Raw genomic sequence first — 13,881 nt, forward strand, 5'->3', positions numbered from 1 at the left:
TTACTGGACGGTCAGCGCGGCTGCCTTCACGGCAGTCACGGCGGTTTGGTAATTGTTGACGAGCTGCTGCACCGAGGCGGCCGACATGTCGAGCACCGGCTTCGGATAGACGCCGAACAGGATGGTCAGCGCGATCAGCGGGAACAGCGTCACGCATTCGCGGAAGGTGAGATCCTTGATCGACATCAGCGACGGCTTGACCAGCGCGCCGAACACCACCTTGCGGTAGAGCCAGAGCGCGTAGCAGGCCGACAGGATCACGCCCGTGGTGGCGAAGAACGCGGTCGGCAAGGAGATCTTGAAGGTGCCGAGCAGCGTCATGAACTCGCCGACGAATCCGCTCGTGCCCGGCAGACCGACATTGGCCATGGTGAAGACCATGAAGGTCAGCGCGTAGAGCGGCATCCGGTTGACGAGGCCGCCATAGGCCGCGATCTCGCGGGTGTGCATGCGGTCGTAGACGACGCCGACGCAGAGGAACAGCGCGCCCGAGACGATGCCGTGCGAGACCATCTGGAACATGCCGCCGGCGACGCCCTGCGTCGTCACCGCGAAGATGCCCATGGTGACGAAGCCCATATGCGCGACGGACGAATAGGCGATCAGCTTCTTCATGTCCTCCTGCATCATCGCCACCAGCGAGGTGTAGATGATGGCGATGACCGACAGCACGAACACGAACGGCGCGAAGTCGTGCGAGGCCAGCGGGAACATCGGCAGCGAGAAGCGCAGGAAGCCGTAGCCGCCCATCTTCAGCAGGATCGCGGCCAGGATCACCGAGCCCGCCGTCGGCGCCTCGACGTGCGCGTCGGGCAGCCAGGTGTGCACCGGCCACATCGGCATCTTCACCGCGAACGAGGCGAAGAAGGCCAGCCACGCCCAGGTCTGCATCGACCGCGGCACCGCGGTGTGCATCAGGGTCGGGATGTCGGTGGTGCCGGCGTTCCAGTACAGCGCCATGATGGCGAGCAGCATCAGGACCGAGCCGAGGAAGGTGTAGAGGAAGAACTTGAACGACGCATAGACCCGGCGCGGGCCGCCCCAGACGCCGATGATCAGGAACATCGGGATCAGGCCGCCCTCGAAGAACAGGTAGAACAGCACGAGGTCGAGCGCCGAGAAGGTGCCGACCATCAGCGTTTCCAGGATCAGGAACGCCATCATGTATTCGCCGACGCGCTGCGTCACCGACTTCCAGCTCGCGATGATGCAGAGCGGCATGATCGCGGTGGTCAGGATGATCAGCGGCAGCGAGATGCCGTCGACGCCCATGTGATAGGTGATGCCGGTGGCGAGCCAGGACGCCTTCTCGACGAACTGGAAGTCGGTCGAGGCCGGATCGAAGCGCGCCACCAGGATCAGCGAGATCGCGAAGGTGATCAGCGTGGTCCACAGCGCGATCCAGCGCGCCGTGCGGCTCGCGGTCTCGTCACCGCCTCGCGCCAGCAGATAGACCAGGATCGCACCGACCGCCGGCAGGAAGGTCGTGACCGAAAGGATGGGCCAGGTTGTCATTTACTGGCCTCCCAAGCCGAACATGAACCAGGTGATCAATCCGGCGGCCCCGATCAGCATCGCGAATGCGTAGTGATAGAGGTAGCCGGTCTGCAATTTCACGACGTTGCGGGTGACGTCGAGCACGCGGGCCGAGACGCCGTCGGGGCCTAAGCCGTCGATGATGAAGCCATCGCCCTTCTTCCACAGAGTGTAGCCGAGCCACTTCGCCGGGCGCACGAAGATCCAGTCGTACAACTCGTCGAAGTACCATTTGTTGAGCAGGAACTGGTACAGCATCGGCTGCTGCTGCGCGAGCTCGACCGGCAGATACGGCCTGCGGATGTAGAACAGATACGAGATGAACAGGCCGAGCGCCATCATCACGGTGGGCAGCGGCGCAAGCCAGCCCGGCATGTGCTCCATGTCCTCGAGGATGTGCGGGTTCATCTTCACGGACTCGCGGAAGAACTCTTCCACGCCGTGCGGGTTGACGAACAGCTCCTTGAACGGCAGGCCGGCCAGGATCGAGCCGGCGGCGAGCACGCCGATCGGCACCAGCATCCACACCGGGCTCTCATGCGCCGCCTCGTAGTGCTTCTGGTCGTGCGGCTCGCCGAAGAACGTCTTGAAGATCAGACGCCAGGAGTAGAACGAGGTCAGGCCGGCGGCCACGATGGTCAAGAGATAGGCGTAGGTCGCGAACGGATTATGCGCCGCGTAGGCCGCCTCGATGATCGCATCCTTCGAGAAGTAGCCGGCGAACAGCGGGAAGCCGGTCAGCGCCAGGGTGCCAATACACATCACCGCGAAGGTATATGGGATCTTGCGCCACAGCCCGCCCATGTTGCGGATGTCCTGCTCGTGGTGCATCGCGTAGATCACCGAGCCGGAGCCCAGGAACAGCAGCGCCTTGAAGAAGGCGTGCGTGAACAGATGGAACATGCCGACCGAATAGGCCCCCGCTCCCATCGCCACGAACATGTAGCCGAGCTGCGAACAGGTCGAATACGCGACGATGCGCTTGATGTCGTTCTGCACGAGGCCGATCGTGGCGGCGAAGAACGCCGTGGTCGCGCCGAAGAACATCACCACCGCCTGCGCGGTCGGCGACAGCTCGAACAGCGGCGACAGCCGCGCCACCATGAACACGCCGGCGGTGACCATGGTCGCGGCGTGGATCAGCGCCGACACCGGGGTCGGGCCTTCCATCGCGTCCGGCAACCAGGTGTGCAGCAGGAACTGGGCCGACTTGCCCATCGCGCCCATGAACAGCAACAGGCAGGTCAAGGTCAGGGCGTCGACCTGCCAGCCGAAGAAGTTGATGGTCTTGCCGGTCAGACCGGGCGCGGCATGGAAGATGGTCTCGAAATCGGTCGAGCCGACCAGCGCGAAGATTGCGAAGATGCCGAGCGCGAAGCCGAAGTCGCCGACGCGGTTGACCACGAAGGCCTTGATCGCCGCGGCATTGGCCGACGGCTTCTGATACCAGAAGCCGATCAGGAGGTAGCTCGCGAGGCCGACGCCCTCCCAGCCGAAGAACAGCTGCACCAGGTTGTCTGACGTCACCAGCATCAGCATCGCGAAGGTGAACAAGCTGAGATAGCCGAAGAAGCGCGGCCGGTTCGGATCCTCGTCCATGTAGCCGATGGAGTAGAGGTGGACGAGCGCCGACACCGTGTTGACCACGACCAGCATCACGGCGGTCAGGGTGTCGACCCGCAGCGTCCAGGCCACCTGCAGGTCGCCCGAGGTGATCCAGGGCAGCAGCACGACGCGCGCTTCATGATGCATGAAACCGACATCGACCAACGCGAACCAGGACAGCGCCGCCGAGACGAACAGCAGGCCGGTGGTGATCAGCTCGGCCAGCCGGGAGCCGGCCGCCGGCGGTTCGGAGACGTGGTGGTCGTCATGGCCATGGTCATCCTGGCCGTGATCGTCATGGGCCGCGGAGGCATGGGCGTCGCCATGCGCGTCGTCGTGATGGTCGACGGTATCGCCGCTCGGGCAGCGCGCGTGGGCACCGACCAGCGAGATAATGCCTGCGAGGATGGCGCCCAGCAGAGGCAGGAATACGATTGCCTGAACCATAACTGCGCCTAGCCCTTCATCAGATTGACGTCTTCAACCGCGATCGAACCGCGGTTGCGGAAATAAACCACCAGCACGGCGAGACCGATCGCGGCCTCGGCGGCGGCCACTGTCAGCACCAAGAGCGCGAACACCTGGCCGACGATGTCGCCGAGGAAGGTCGAGAACGCCACCAGGTTGATGTTGACCGACAGCAGGATCAGTTCGATCGACATCAGGATGACGATGATGTTCTTGCGGTTGAGGAAGATGCCGAGGATCCCGAGCGTGAACAGGATCGCGGCGACCGCGAGATAGTGCCCGAGCCCGATCGTCATTTCACCCACTCCGCCGCGTCGGCATCCTGCAGGCCCTGCCCCGACGCCACCTTGCGCATCGCCATCGCCATCTCGGGCGTGCGCGCGTTCTGCACGTTGATGTTCTGCCGCTTGACCTTGGCCTTGTGGCGCAGCGTCAGCACGATGGCGCCGATCATCGCGACCAGCAGCACCATGCCGGCGAGCTGGAAGTAATGGATGTACTTCGTATAGAGCACGAGGCCGAGCGCCTCGGTGTTGCTGACATTGGTCGGGATCGCCGCGGTGATCGTCTTGGTCACGGCCGGGTTGATCACCCAGGCGCCGACGACGAGCAGCAGCTCGAACATGAAGATGCCGCCGATCACGATGCCGATCGGCAGATACTGGATGAAGCCCTCGCGCAGTTCGACGAAATCGACGTCGAGCATCATGATCACGAACAGGAACAGCACCGCGACGGCGCCGACATAGACCACGATCAGCATCATCCCGAGGAACTCGGCGCCCATCAGGATGAACAGCCCGGCCGCGTTGACGAAGGCCAGGATCAGGAACAGCACGGAGTGCACGGGATTGCGCGAGACAATCACCATGACCGCCGAGGCCACGCAGACCGCGGCAAACAGATAGAAGAACAGCGCCGAAAGGATCATGCCCTCACCTCACCGGTACGGCGCGTCGAGCGCGATCGACTTCGCAATCTCGCGCTCCCAGCGGTCGCCGTTGGCGAGCAGCTTGGCCTTGTCATAGTACAGTTCCTCGCGGGTCTCGGTCGCGAATTCGAAATTCGGTCCCTCGACGATGGCGTCCACCGGGCATGCCTCCTGGCACAGGCCGCAATAGATGCACTTCACCATGTCGATGTCGTAACGCACCGTGCGGCGGGTGCCGTCGTTGCGGCGCGGGCCGGCCTCGATCGTGATCGCCTGCGCCGGGCAGATCGCCTCGCACAGCTTGCAGGCGATGCAGCGCTCCTCGCCGTTCGGATAGCGGCGCAGCGCGTGCTCGCCGCGGAAGCGCGGCGAGATCGGGCCCTTCTCGAAGGGATAATTCAGCGTCGGCTTCGGCTGGAAGAAATAACGCATCGCGAGGAAGAACGCCGAGACGAATTCCGACAGCAGAAGCGAGCGGGCTGTTGCGTTGACATTGACACTCATGACGGCCTCACTTCGGCGCGATGCCGGCGAACTGCAGCACGCCGGCCACGATCACCACCATCGCCAGCGACAGCGGCAGGAACACCTTCCAGCCGAGCCGCATCAGTTGATCGTAGCGGTAGCGCGGCACGATCGCCTTCGCCATCGCGAACATGAAGAACATGAAGAACACCTTCAGGGCGAACCAGACGATGCCCGGAATCCAGGTGAACGGCGGCAGGTTGACCGGCGGCAGCCAGCCGCCCAGGAACAGGATCGACGCCAGCGCGCACATGGTGGTGATCGCGACATACTCGCCGAGCATGAACAAAAGATACGGGGTCGAGCCGTATTCGGTCATGAAGCCGGCGACGAGTTCGGATTCGGCTTCCACCAGGTCGAACGGCGGACGGTTGGTTTCCGCCAGCGCCGAGACGTAGAACACCACGAACATCGGGAACAGCGGCCACACATACCAGTTCAGGATGGTGAGCTGCGGCAGGCCGATCAGGTGCGCAAGCCCGCGGGTGTTCTGCGCCTCGACCACCGCCGACAGGTTCAGCGAGCCGACGCAAAGCAGCACGGTGATGATGACGAAGCCGATCGAAACCTCGTAGGACACCATCTGCGCCGCCGAGCGCAGCGCGGCCAGGAACGGGTACTTCGAGTTCGACGACCAGCCGGCCATGATGATGCCGTAGATCGACAGCGACGAGATCGCGAAGATGTAGAGAACGCCGACATTGATGTCGGAGATCACCCAGCCGAGATCGAACGGGATCACCGCCCAGGCGGCCAGCGCCAGCACGCACGACACCAGCGGCGCGAGCAGGAACACGCCCTTGTTGGAGCCGGACGGAATCACCGGCTCCTTCAGCACGAATTTCAGGAGGTCGGCGAAGGATTGCAGCAATCCGAACGGCCCGACCACGTTGGGGCCGCGGCGGATCTGCACCGCCGCCCAGATCTTGCGGTCGGCGAGCAGGATGTAGGCAATCGCGATCAGGAGCACGACCAGCAGCAACAGGCTCTCCGCGACCATGATGATCAGCGGCCAGAGGAAGCCGGTCCAGAACGAGCTTGCGAAGAATTCAGCCATCAGGTCACGCTCACTCCGCTGCCGTCAGCATTCGGCCCGACGCCAGCCGCGAGCATTCCGCCATCACGGCAGAGGCCCGCGCGATCGGGTTGGTCAGATAGAAATCCTCGACGGTCGGCTTGAATGCCGCCTTGTCGACGCTGCCGCCCTTGCCGGCCAGCGCCTTGACGTCGTCGGGCTTGCCGGCCTCGATCTGGTCGAGCCGCATCAGATGCGGATGGGCCTTGAACATCGCTTGCCGCAGCGCCTGCAGCGAGTCGAACGACAGCTTCTTGCCGAGCACGTCGGACAGCGCGCGGATGATCGCCCAGTCCTCGCGGGCCTCGCCCGGCGGGAACGCGGCGCGGTTGGCGATCTGCGCCCGGCCCTCGGTATTGACGTAGATACCGGACTTCTCGGTATAGGCCGCGCCCGGCAGGATGACGTCGGCGCGATGCGCGCCCTGGTCGCCATGGGTGCCGATATAGACCACGAAGGTGCCGTCCGGCGCCTTGATCTCGTCGGCGCCGAGCAGGAACAGCACGTCGAGCGTGCCGAAGGTCGTCATCTGCGCCGAGGTCAGCCCGCCCGCCGCCGGCGAGAAGCCGATATCGAGTGCGCCGGCGCGGGAGGCGGTATCTTGCAGCACAGCAAAGCCGTTCCAGCCGTCCTTCAGCGCGCCGACGTCGACCGCGAGCTTGGCAGCCTGCGCCAGCACGGCTGCGCCGTCATGCCTGGTATAGGCGCCGGCGCCGACCAGGATGATCGGGTGCTGAGCCTTCTTCAAGACGTCGGCAAAGGAGTGCTTGCCCGCCACGAGATCGGCCAGCGTATCGGTGCCCGCGCCGAGATAGTCGTGATCATAGGTGAAATCGGCCTTGGCGCCGATCATGCCGACCTTGAGCCCGCCGGTACGCCAGCGCTTGCGGATCCGCGCGTTCAGCACGGCGGCTTCCTTGCGCGGGTGCGAGCCGACAATCAGGATCGCGTCGGCCTGGTCGATGCCGGCGATGGTCGGATTGAAGATGTAGGAGCCGCGGCCGGCCTTGGCGTCGAACGCATCGCCGCCCTGCACGGCGAGATTGACCGAGCCGAACTTCGCGAGCAGTTCCTTCAGCGCATACATTTCGTCGACCGCGGCGAGATCGCCGGCGATCGCGCCGATCCGCTTGCCGTCGCTGCGGCCGGCCCTGGCGGCGATCGCGGCGAAGGCTTCCTGCCAGGTCGCCGGCCGGAGCTGGCCGTTCTCGCGCACATAGGGACGGTCGAGGCGCTGCGTGCGCAGGCCGTCGACGACGTGGCGGGTCTTGTCGGAGATCCACTCCTCGTTCACCGCCTCGTTGATGCGCGGCAGGATGCGCATCACCTCGCGGCCGCGGGTGTCGACGCGGATCGCAGATCCCACGCCGTCCATGACGTCGACCGACTGGGTCTTGCCGAGCTCCCAGGGCCGCGCCGCGAAGGCGTAAGGCTTCGAGGTCAGCGCGCCGACCGGGCAGATGTCGACGAGGTTGCCCTGCAGCTCCGAGCTCAGCGCCTGCTCCAGATAGGTGGTGATCTCCATGTCCTCACCGCGGCCGGTCGCGCCCATTTCCGGCGCGCCGCAGACTTCGGCAGAGAAGCGGACGCAACGCGTGCACTGGATGCAGCGGTTCATCGAAGTCTTGACCAGCGCGCCGAGATACTTGTCCTCGACCGCGCGCTTGTTCTCGGCGAAACGGCTGGTGTCGACGCCGTAGCCCATCGCCTGGTCCTGCAGGTCACACTCGCCGCCCTGGTCGCAGATCGGGCAGTCCAGCGGATGGTTGATCAGCAGGAACTCCATCACGCCTTCGCGCGCCTTCTTCACCATCGGCGAACGGGTCGAAATCTCCGGCGGCTCGCCCTTCGGGCCCGGGCGGCAGTCGCGCACGGCCCAGGCGCAGCTCGCGACCGGCTTCGGGCCGCCCTTCACCTCGACCAGGCACATCCGGCAATTGCCGGCGATCGACAGCCGCTCGTGATAGCAGAAGCGCGGAATCTCTGCGCCGGCCGCCTCGCACGCCTGCAGCAGCGTGTACTCCGGCGGCACATCGATCTCTTTGCCATCGACGATGATCTTGCTCATGTCTGTCTCAAGTCTTTCCGAGCTTGCAGTCGGGCGGTGCGACGCTCGCGGTTTTCAATGAGGTCTTCACCCATTGCTGGGTGTCGGCGCCGTAGGTCGCGAGATAGGCAGGCTGCGCCTGGTTCTTCTCGCAGAGGAACGGCAGATGCGGTTTCAGGTCGTAGTCACACGATGCCTGCCATTCGCGCTTGTCCGCGAATGCGGCAAAGGTCTCCTCGCAGGCATAGAGGAAGTACGAGACAAAACTCTCATACTGCGATCGCTCTTCGCGGCCGCCGGCCTTGATGGCCTCGTAATCGGGCTGAGCGAATTTCGGATTCTGGAATGCGAGATCGGTGTAGCCGAGAAACGCCGAACGCGCGCTGGAGGCGCGGTTCGAGGTGCGGATTTCGTTGATCTGCAGCAGGATTGCACCAAAGCCGAGCAGCGCCACGGTCGCCTGCGCCATCTGCGCAAGCGTTCCGTATTTCTGCCACCATGCGGCCTGTTGCGTCATCGCCAGCATTACTCCGCAGCAACCATGTGCATGGGATCGCGCACGCCCTGATCGTCGAGATCGGCCTTGTGCGAATACTGGTCGATGCGCTCTTCGATCTCGTGACGGAAATGCGCGATCAGGCCCTGGATCGGCCAGGCAGCGGCGTCGCCGAGCGCGCAGATGGTGTGGCCCTCGACCTGCTTGGTGACCTCGAGCAGCATGTCGATCTCGCGCTTGTGGGCGCGGCCCTCGGCCATCCGGGTCAGGACGCGCCACATCCAGCCGGTGCCCTCGCGGCACGGCGTGCACTGGCCGCAGCTCTCATGCTTGTAGAAATAGGAGATGCGCGCGATCGCCCGGATCAGGTCGGTCGACTTGTCCATCACGATCACAGCCGCGGTGCCGAGGCCGGAGCGCAACTTGCTCAAGCTGTCGAAATCCATCGGCGTGTCGATGATCTGCTCGGCCGGCACCATGCGCACCGACGAGCCGCCGGGGATCACGGCCTTCAGATTGCCCCAGCCGCCGCGAATGCCGCCGCAATGCTTCTCGATCAGCTCGCGGAACGGAATCCCCATCGCCTCTTCGACGTTGCAGGGGCGCTCGACGTGGCCGGAGATGCAGAACAGCTTGGTGCCGACATTGTTCGGCCGGCCGATGGCGGCGAACCAGGCGGCGCCGCGGCGCAGGATGTCGGGTGCGACCGCGATCGACTCGACGTTGTTGACGGTGGTCGGGCAGCCGTAGAGGCCGACATTGGCCGGGAACGGCGGCTTCAGCCGCGGCTGGCCCTTCTTGCCCTCGAGGCTCTCGAGCAGCGCGGTCTCCTCGCCGCAGATATAGGCGCCGGCGCCGTGCGCGACATAGATGTCGAACGGCCAGCCATTGATGTTGTCCTTGCCGACCAGCTTGGCCTCATAGGCCTGGTCGATCGCCGCCTGCAGCCGCTCGCGCTCGCGGATGAACTCGCCGCGGATATAGACGTAGCAGGCATGCGCGCCCATCGCGAAGCTCGCGAGCAGGCAGCCTTCGACCAAAAGATGCGGATCATGCCGCATGATCTCGCGGTCCTTGCAGGTGCCGGGCTCCGACTCGTCGGCGTTGACGACGAGGTAGCTCGGACGGCCGTCCTTGGATTCCTTCGGCATGAAGGACCACTTCATGCCGGTCGGGAAGCCGGCGCCGCCGCGGCCGCGCAGGCCCGACGCCTTCATCTCGTTGATGATCCAGTCGCGACCCTTGTCGATGATCCCCTTGGTGCCATCCCAGGCGCCTCTGCGGCGCGCGCCCTCGAGGCCCCAATCATGCAGGCCGTAGAGGTTCTTGAAGATGCGGTCCTTGTCGTCGAGCATGCTCAAAACTTTCCGAACATCACCGATTGGCTTGCGAATAAGCGAGCCCGGCGGCGCAGCCGCCGAACACGATGGCCCACAACAGGCTGGATTCCAGCGTGGCGCTCAGGCCGTAGCGTTGCAGCAGGAACATGAAGCCCGCCGCGACGACGGTATGCAGGGCGATCGTGCGCCAGGCCTTCATCGCAGCGCCCCTTCCCGTCTCATCTGCTAGCACCTGAAAGCTCCGCATCAGGTGGTTTCCTTCAACGTCGTCGGCCCGCCGGCGGGGGCCGAGAACTGACGGTCGATCTGCGGGCCCGGCTTCGGCGGATTGCCGGCGGCAAAGCCGTCGAGCACCTTGCCGAAGCTTTCCTTGGTCAGGTCCTCATAGGTGTCCTTCCAGATCAGCACCATCGGCGCGTTCACACAGGCCCCTAAGCACTCGACCTCTTCCCAGGAGAAGTTGCCGTCCTTCGACAGCTGGAAGGGATCGTGATGGATGCGATGCTGGCAGACCTCGATCAGGTCGGCGGCGCCGCGCAGCCGGCACGGTGTGGTGCCACACACCTGCACATGGGCCTTTTTCCCGACCGGCGAGAGCTGGAACATGGTGTAGAAGGTCGCGATCTCCAGCATGCGGATATGCGGCATCTCGAGCAGGTCGGCGACGGCGCGGATCGCCGCTTCCGAGACCCAGCCGTCATGCTGCTCCTGCACGCGCCACAGGATCGCGATCGCGGCCGAAGCCTGCCGTCCCGGCGGATATTTCTCGATCTGCTTCTTGGCCCAGGCGAGATTCTCGTCCGTGAACGTGAAGCTCGCAGGCTGCAATTCCTTCGGGGCAAGGCGGCGGACGGACATCGATCAAACTCTCATTGCGCGCGGTGCGGATGCGGACATCGTCACCGGTCGACCTCGCCGAACACGATGTCCAGCGAGCCCAGGATGGCGGAAACGTCGGCCAGCAGATGGCCCCTGCAGATGTGATCCATCGCCTGCAGATGGGCGAAGCCCGGCGCGCGGATCTTGCACTTGTAGGGCTTGTTGGTGCCGTCGGCGACGAGGTAGACGCCGAACTCGCCCTTCGGCGCCTCGACCGCGGCATAGACTTCGCCGGCCGGCACGTGCACGCCTTCGGTGTACAGCTTGAAATGATGGATCAGCGCTTCCATCGAGCGCTTCATCTCACCACGGCGCGGCGGCGCGATCTTGTTGTCCTCGACCACCACCGGGCCCTGCCCGTCGGGTGCTTTGAGCTTCTGGATGCACTGCTTCATGATGCGCACCGACTGGCGCATCTCTTCCATGCGGATCAGATAGCGGTCGTAGCAGTCGCCGTTCCTGCCGATCGGAATGTCGAAATCCATCTCAGCGTAGCACTCATAGGGCTGCGACTTGCGCAGGTCCCAGGCGGCGCCCGAGCCGCGCACCATCACGCCGGAGAAGCCCCACTCCCAGGCTTCCTTGAGCGGCACCACGCCGATATCGACGTTGCGCTGCTTGAAGATGCGGTTGCCGGTGAGCAGCCGATCGAGGTCGTCGACGACCTTGAGGAACGGATCGCACCACGCCTCGATGTCGTCGATCAGCTTCGGCGGCAGGTCCTGATGCACGCCGCCGACGCGGAAGAACGCCGCGTGCATGCGCGAGCCCGAGGCGCGCTCGTAGAACACCATCAGCTTCTCGCGCTCTTCGAAGCCCCACAGCGGCGGGGTCAGCGCGCCGACGTCCATCGCCTGGGTGGTGACGTTGAGCAGATGCGACAGGATGCGGCCGATCTCGCAATACAGCACGCGGATCAATTGGCCGCGGCGCGGCACCGTGATGCCGAGCAGCCTTTCGGCCGCGAGGCAGAACGCATGCTCCTGGTTCATCGGCGCGACGTAGTCGAGCCGGTCGAAATAGGGAATCGCCTGCAGATAGGTCTTGTGCTCGATCAGCTTCTCGGTGCCGCGGTGAAGCAGGCCGATATGCGGATCGACGCGCTCGACAACCTCGCCATCCAATTCGAGCACAAGACGAAGCACGCCGTGCGCCGCCGGATGCTGCGGCCCAAAATTGATGGTGAAGTTACGAAGGTTTTGCGGCTGCTCATTCATGGCTTCGGCTCCGCCTTGGCCTTTTCATCGCCGGGCAGCGGATAGTCCGCGCCTTCCCAGGGCGAAAGGAAATCGAACTTGCGGAATTCCTGGTTGAGCCGGACCGGCTCGTACAGCACCCGCTTCTCCTGGTCGTCGTAGCGGACCTCGACGAAGCCGGTTAGCGGGAAATCCTTGCGCAGCGGATGGCCGTCGAAGCCGTAATCCGTCAGCAGGCGGCGCATGTCCGGATGACCGGTGAAGATCACGCCATAGAGGTCGTAGGTCTCGCGCTCGAACCAGTCGGCGCCGGGGAAGACGCCGATGATCGACGGCACCTGCGTGGTCTCGTCGGCCTGGCCGCGCAAACGGATGCGCGCGTTCAGCGTCGGCGACAGCAGATGGTAGACAACGTCGAAGCGCTTCTCGCGGCTCGGATAGTCGACTGCGGTCACGTCGGTGACGTTGACGAAACGGCAGCCGGGATCGTCACGCAGAAAACGGGCGACCTCCACGATTCTGCCAATCTCGACGTCGATAGTGAGCTGATTGAACGCGACCGAGTGCGCCGTGGCCGCGCCCGGAAGCGCGCTCACGATCGTCTGCCCAAGGGCGTCGAGCTTGCCGTCGTCCATACCTAAAACCTTAGCGTTCGATAGTGCCGATACGGCGGATCTTCTTCTGCAGCAGCAGCACGCCGTAGAGCAGCGCTTCCGCCGTCGGCGGGCAGCCCGGCACGTAGATGTCGATCGGCACGATGCGATCGCAGCCACGCACCACCGAATAGGAGTAGTGATAGTAGCCGCCGCCATTGGCGCAGGAGCCCATCGAGATGACGTAGCGCGGCTCCGGCATCTGGTCGTAGACCTTGCGCAGCGCGGGCGCCATCTTGTTGGTCAGGGTGCCCGCGACGATCATCACGTCGGACTGCCGCGGCGAGGCGCGCGGTGCGAAGCCGAAGCGTTCGACGTCGTAGCGCGGCATCGAGACCTGCATCATCTCGACCGCGCAGCAGGCGAGACCGAAGGTCATCCACATCAGGGAGCCGGTGCGCGCCCAGGTGATGAGGTCATCGGCCGCGGCGACGAAGAAGCCCTTGTCGGACAGCTCGTGATTGACCTCGAGGAAAAACGGATCCTTGGCGCCGACCGGCTTGCCGGTCGACGGATCAAGAATCCCCTTCGGAGCCATGGCGATCTCAGATTTGGCAATCGCCGGCTGGGAGGTTGCGGCGGTGGGGCTCAATCCCATTCGAGCGCGCCTTTCTTCCATTCATACGCAAACCCGACCGTCAGCACGGCCAGGAACACCATCATCGACCAGAACCCGGTGGCGCCGAGCTTTCCGAACGCCACGGCCCAGGGGAACAGGAACGCCACTTCGAGGTCGAAGATGATGAAGAGGATCGCCACCAGATAGAAGCGGACGTCGAACTTCATGCGGGCGTCGTCAAAAGCGTTGAATCCGCATTCATAGGCGGACAGCTTTTCCGGGTCCGGCGATTGGAACGCGACCAGGAACGGCGCGATCAGGAGCGCCAGACCGATCAGGCTCGCAACTCCGATAAAGACCACAAGTGGGAGATAATTCTGCAGGATGCCGGTCATCGGCGAGGCCTTCTTGCTGCGGTTTCGGACGTGCCGCAGATTCGTTGATTGGAATTGTTCTTGAGGCTTTAGCGCAGCGCAACAGGGGGCGCAAGACAAGCTATTTTGACGCTTTTACCGTCCTTCCCGCGGGCTCTTGGCCCCATCAGGCGGATGCGCTTGCCTCCATGGGCAAC

The 13,881-nt window shown here is 64.3% G+C and carries 15 protein-coding genes; all 15 read right to left on the reverse strand.

Features of this window, described 5'->3' with window-relative positions; all coding sequences use genetic code 11:
- The 15 genes from ACVWYP_RS27390 to ACVWYP_RS27460 are packed head-to-tail and all read right to left on the reverse strand — an operon-like array spanning position 1 to position 13,705.
- Complete coding sequence (locus ACVWYP_RS27390; RefSeq protein ID WP_016841819.1) at positions 1–1,515, reverse strand: NADH-quinone oxidoreductase subunit M; 1,515 nt, start codon at positions 1,513–1,515, stop codon at positions 1–3.
- A complete protein-coding gene (gene nuoL, locus ACVWYP_RS27395) occupies positions 1,516–3,588 on the reverse strand; it encodes an NADH-quinone oxidoreductase subunit L (RefSeq protein ID WP_304495548.1) in 2,073 nt (690 codons plus the stop codon).
- An 8-nt stretch (positions 3,589–3,596) separates the two neighbouring features.
- Positions 3,597–3,905 (reverse strand): NADH-quinone oxidoreductase subunit NuoK, encoded by a 309-nt coding sequence (gene nuoK / locus ACVWYP_RS27400; protein ID WP_016841823.1) that lies wholly within the window; start codon positions 3,903–3,905, stop codon positions 3,597–3,599.
- Positions 3,902–4,540 (reverse strand): NADH-quinone oxidoreductase subunit J, encoded by a 639-nt coding sequence (locus ACVWYP_RS27405; RefSeq protein WP_253591963.1) that lies wholly within the window; start codon positions 4,538–4,540, stop codon positions 3,902–3,904. The genes nuoK and ACVWYP_RS27405 overlap by 4 nt, the downstream gene beginning before the upstream one ends.
- Before the next feature lie 9 nt (positions 4,541–4,549).
- Positions 4,550–5,044, reverse strand: a complete 495-nt coding sequence (gene nuoI, locus ACVWYP_RS27410; RefSeq protein ID WP_018271854.1) for an NADH-quinone oxidoreductase subunit NuoI — start codon at positions 5,042–5,044, stop codon at positions 4,550–4,552.
- Between the two features lie 7 nt (positions 5,045–5,051).
- Positions 5,052–6,122, reverse strand: coding sequence for an NADH-quinone oxidoreductase subunit NuoH (gene nuoH, locus ACVWYP_RS27415; protein WP_028340126.1), 1,071 nt, complete (start codon positions 6,120–6,122; stop codon positions 5,052–5,054).
- A gap of 10 nt (positions 6,123–6,132) precedes the next feature.
- The gene (gene nuoG / locus ACVWYP_RS27420) at positions 6,133–8,208 is read right to left on the reverse strand and encodes an NADH-quinone oxidoreductase subunit NuoG (protein WP_304495549.1); all 2,076 of its coding nucleotides are present in this window, start codon (positions 8,206–8,208) and stop codon (positions 6,133–6,135) included.
- Between the two features lie 7 nt (positions 8,209–8,215).
- A complete protein-coding gene (locus tag ACVWYP_RS27425) occupies positions 8,216–8,704 on the reverse strand; it encodes a hypothetical protein (RefSeq protein WP_157787992.1) in 489 nt (162 codons plus the stop codon).
- Positions 8,705–8,712: 8 nt separating this feature from the next.
- Positions 8,713–10,038: an NADH-quinone oxidoreductase subunit NuoF gene (nuoF, locus tag ACVWYP_RS27430; RefSeq protein WP_038385074.1), complete on the reverse strand. Its 1,326-nt coding sequence runs from the start codon at positions 10,036–10,038 to the stop codon at positions 8,713–8,715.
- Positions 10,039–10,057: 19 nt separating this feature from the next.
- Positions 10,058–10,270 carry a hypothetical protein gene (locus tag ACVWYP_RS27435; protein ID WP_035631350.1) on the reverse strand — a complete coding sequence of 71 codons (213 nt, stop codon included), beginning with the start codon at positions 10,268–10,270 and terminating at the stop codon, positions 10,058–10,060.
- Positions 10,270–10,881 (reverse strand): NADH-quinone oxidoreductase subunit NuoE, encoded by a 612-nt coding sequence (gene nuoE, locus ACVWYP_RS27440; protein WP_016847752.1) that lies wholly within the window; start codon positions 10,879–10,881, stop codon positions 10,270–10,272. The genes ACVWYP_RS27435 and nuoE overlap by 1 nt, the downstream gene beginning before the upstream one ends.
- Positions 10,882–10,922: 41 nt before the next feature.
- Positions 10,923–12,119: an NADH-quinone oxidoreductase subunit D gene (locus ACVWYP_RS27445; RefSeq protein WP_304495551.1), complete on the reverse strand. Its 1,197-nt coding sequence runs from the start codon at positions 12,117–12,119 to the stop codon at positions 10,923–10,925.
- A complete protein-coding gene (locus ACVWYP_RS27450) occupies positions 12,116–12,733 on the reverse strand; it encodes an NADH-quinone oxidoreductase subunit C (protein WP_050384882.1) in 618 nt (205 codons plus the stop codon). Before ACVWYP_RS27450 ends, ACVWYP_RS27445 begins: the two co-directional genes overlap by 4 nt.
- 10 nt (positions 12,734–12,743) lie before the next feature.
- Positions 12,744–13,289 carry a NuoB/complex I 20 kDa subunit family protein gene (locus tag ACVWYP_RS27455; protein ID WP_453945993.1) on the reverse strand — a complete coding sequence of 182 codons (546 nt, stop codon included), beginning with the start codon at positions 13,287–13,289 and terminating at the stop codon, positions 12,744–12,746.
- 50 nt (positions 13,290–13,339) lie between these two features.
- Entirely contained in the window at positions 13,340–13,705 is a 366-nt protein-coding gene (locus ACVWYP_RS27460) for an NADH-quinone oxidoreductase subunit A (protein ID WP_018271860.1), read from the reverse strand.
- Positions 13,706–13,881 lie beyond the last annotated feature (176 nt).

The organism is Bradyrhizobium sp. USDA 3262, assembly GCF_054060035.1.

Bases quoted from the DNA above. Each gene is read 5' to 3' on its own strand.
- ACVWYP_RS27390 (WP_016841819.1), bottom strand. From the start codon at position 1,515: ATGACAACCTGGCCCATCCTTTCGGTCACGACCTTCCTGCCGGCGGTC.
- nuoL (WP_304495548.1), bottom strand. From the start codon at position 3,588: ATGGTTCAGGCAATCGTATTCCTGCCTCTGCTGGGCGCCATCCTCGCA.
- nuoK (WP_016841823.1), bottom strand. From the start codon at position 3,905: ATGACGATCGGGCTCGGGCACTATCTCGCGGTCGCCGCGATCCTGTTC.
- ACVWYP_RS27405 (WP_253591963.1), bottom strand. From the start codon at position 4,540: ATGATCCTTTCGGCGCTGTTCTTCTATCTGTTTGCCGCGGTCTGCGTG.
- nuoI (WP_018271854.1), bottom strand. From the start codon at position 5,044: ATGAGTGTCAATGTCAACGCAACAGCCCGCTCGCTTCTGCTGTCGGAA.
- nuoH (WP_028340126.1), bottom strand. From the start codon at position 6,122: ATGGCTGAATTCTTCGCAAGCTCGTTCTGGACCGGCTTCCTCTGGCCG.
- nuoG (WP_304495549.1), bottom strand. From the start codon at position 8,208: ATGAGCAAGATCATCGTCGATGGCAAAGAGATCGATGTGCCGCCGGAG.
- ACVWYP_RS27425 (WP_157787992.1), bottom strand. From the start codon at position 8,704: ATGACGCAACAGGCCGCATGGTGGCAGAAATACGGAACGCTTGCGCAG.
- nuoF (WP_038385074.1), bottom strand. From the start codon at position 10,038: ATGCTCGACGACAAGGACCGCATCTTCAAGAACCTCTACGGCCTGCAT.
- ACVWYP_RS27435 (WP_035631350.1), bottom strand. From the start codon at position 10,270: ATGCGGAGCTTTCAGGTGCTAGCAGATGAGACGGGAAGGGGCGCTGCG.
- nuoE (WP_016847752.1), bottom strand. From the start codon at position 10,881: ATGTCCGTCCGCCGCCTTGCCCCGAAGGAATTGCAGCCTGCGAGCTTC.
- ACVWYP_RS27445 (WP_304495551.1), bottom strand. From the start codon at position 12,119: ATGAATGAGCAGCCGCAAAACCTTCGTAACTTCACCATCAATTTTGGG.
- ACVWYP_RS27450 (WP_050384882.1), bottom strand. From the start codon at position 12,733: ATGGACGACGGCAAGCTCGACGCCCTTGGGCAGACGATCGTGAGCGCG.
- ACVWYP_RS27455 (WP_453945993.1), bottom strand. From the start codon at position 13,289: ATGGCTCCGAAGGGGATTCTTGATCCGTCGACCGGCAAGCCGGTCGGC.
- ACVWYP_RS27460 (WP_018271860.1), bottom strand. From the start codon at position 13,705: ATGACCGGCATCCTGCAGAATTATCTCCCACTTGTGGTCTTTATCGGA.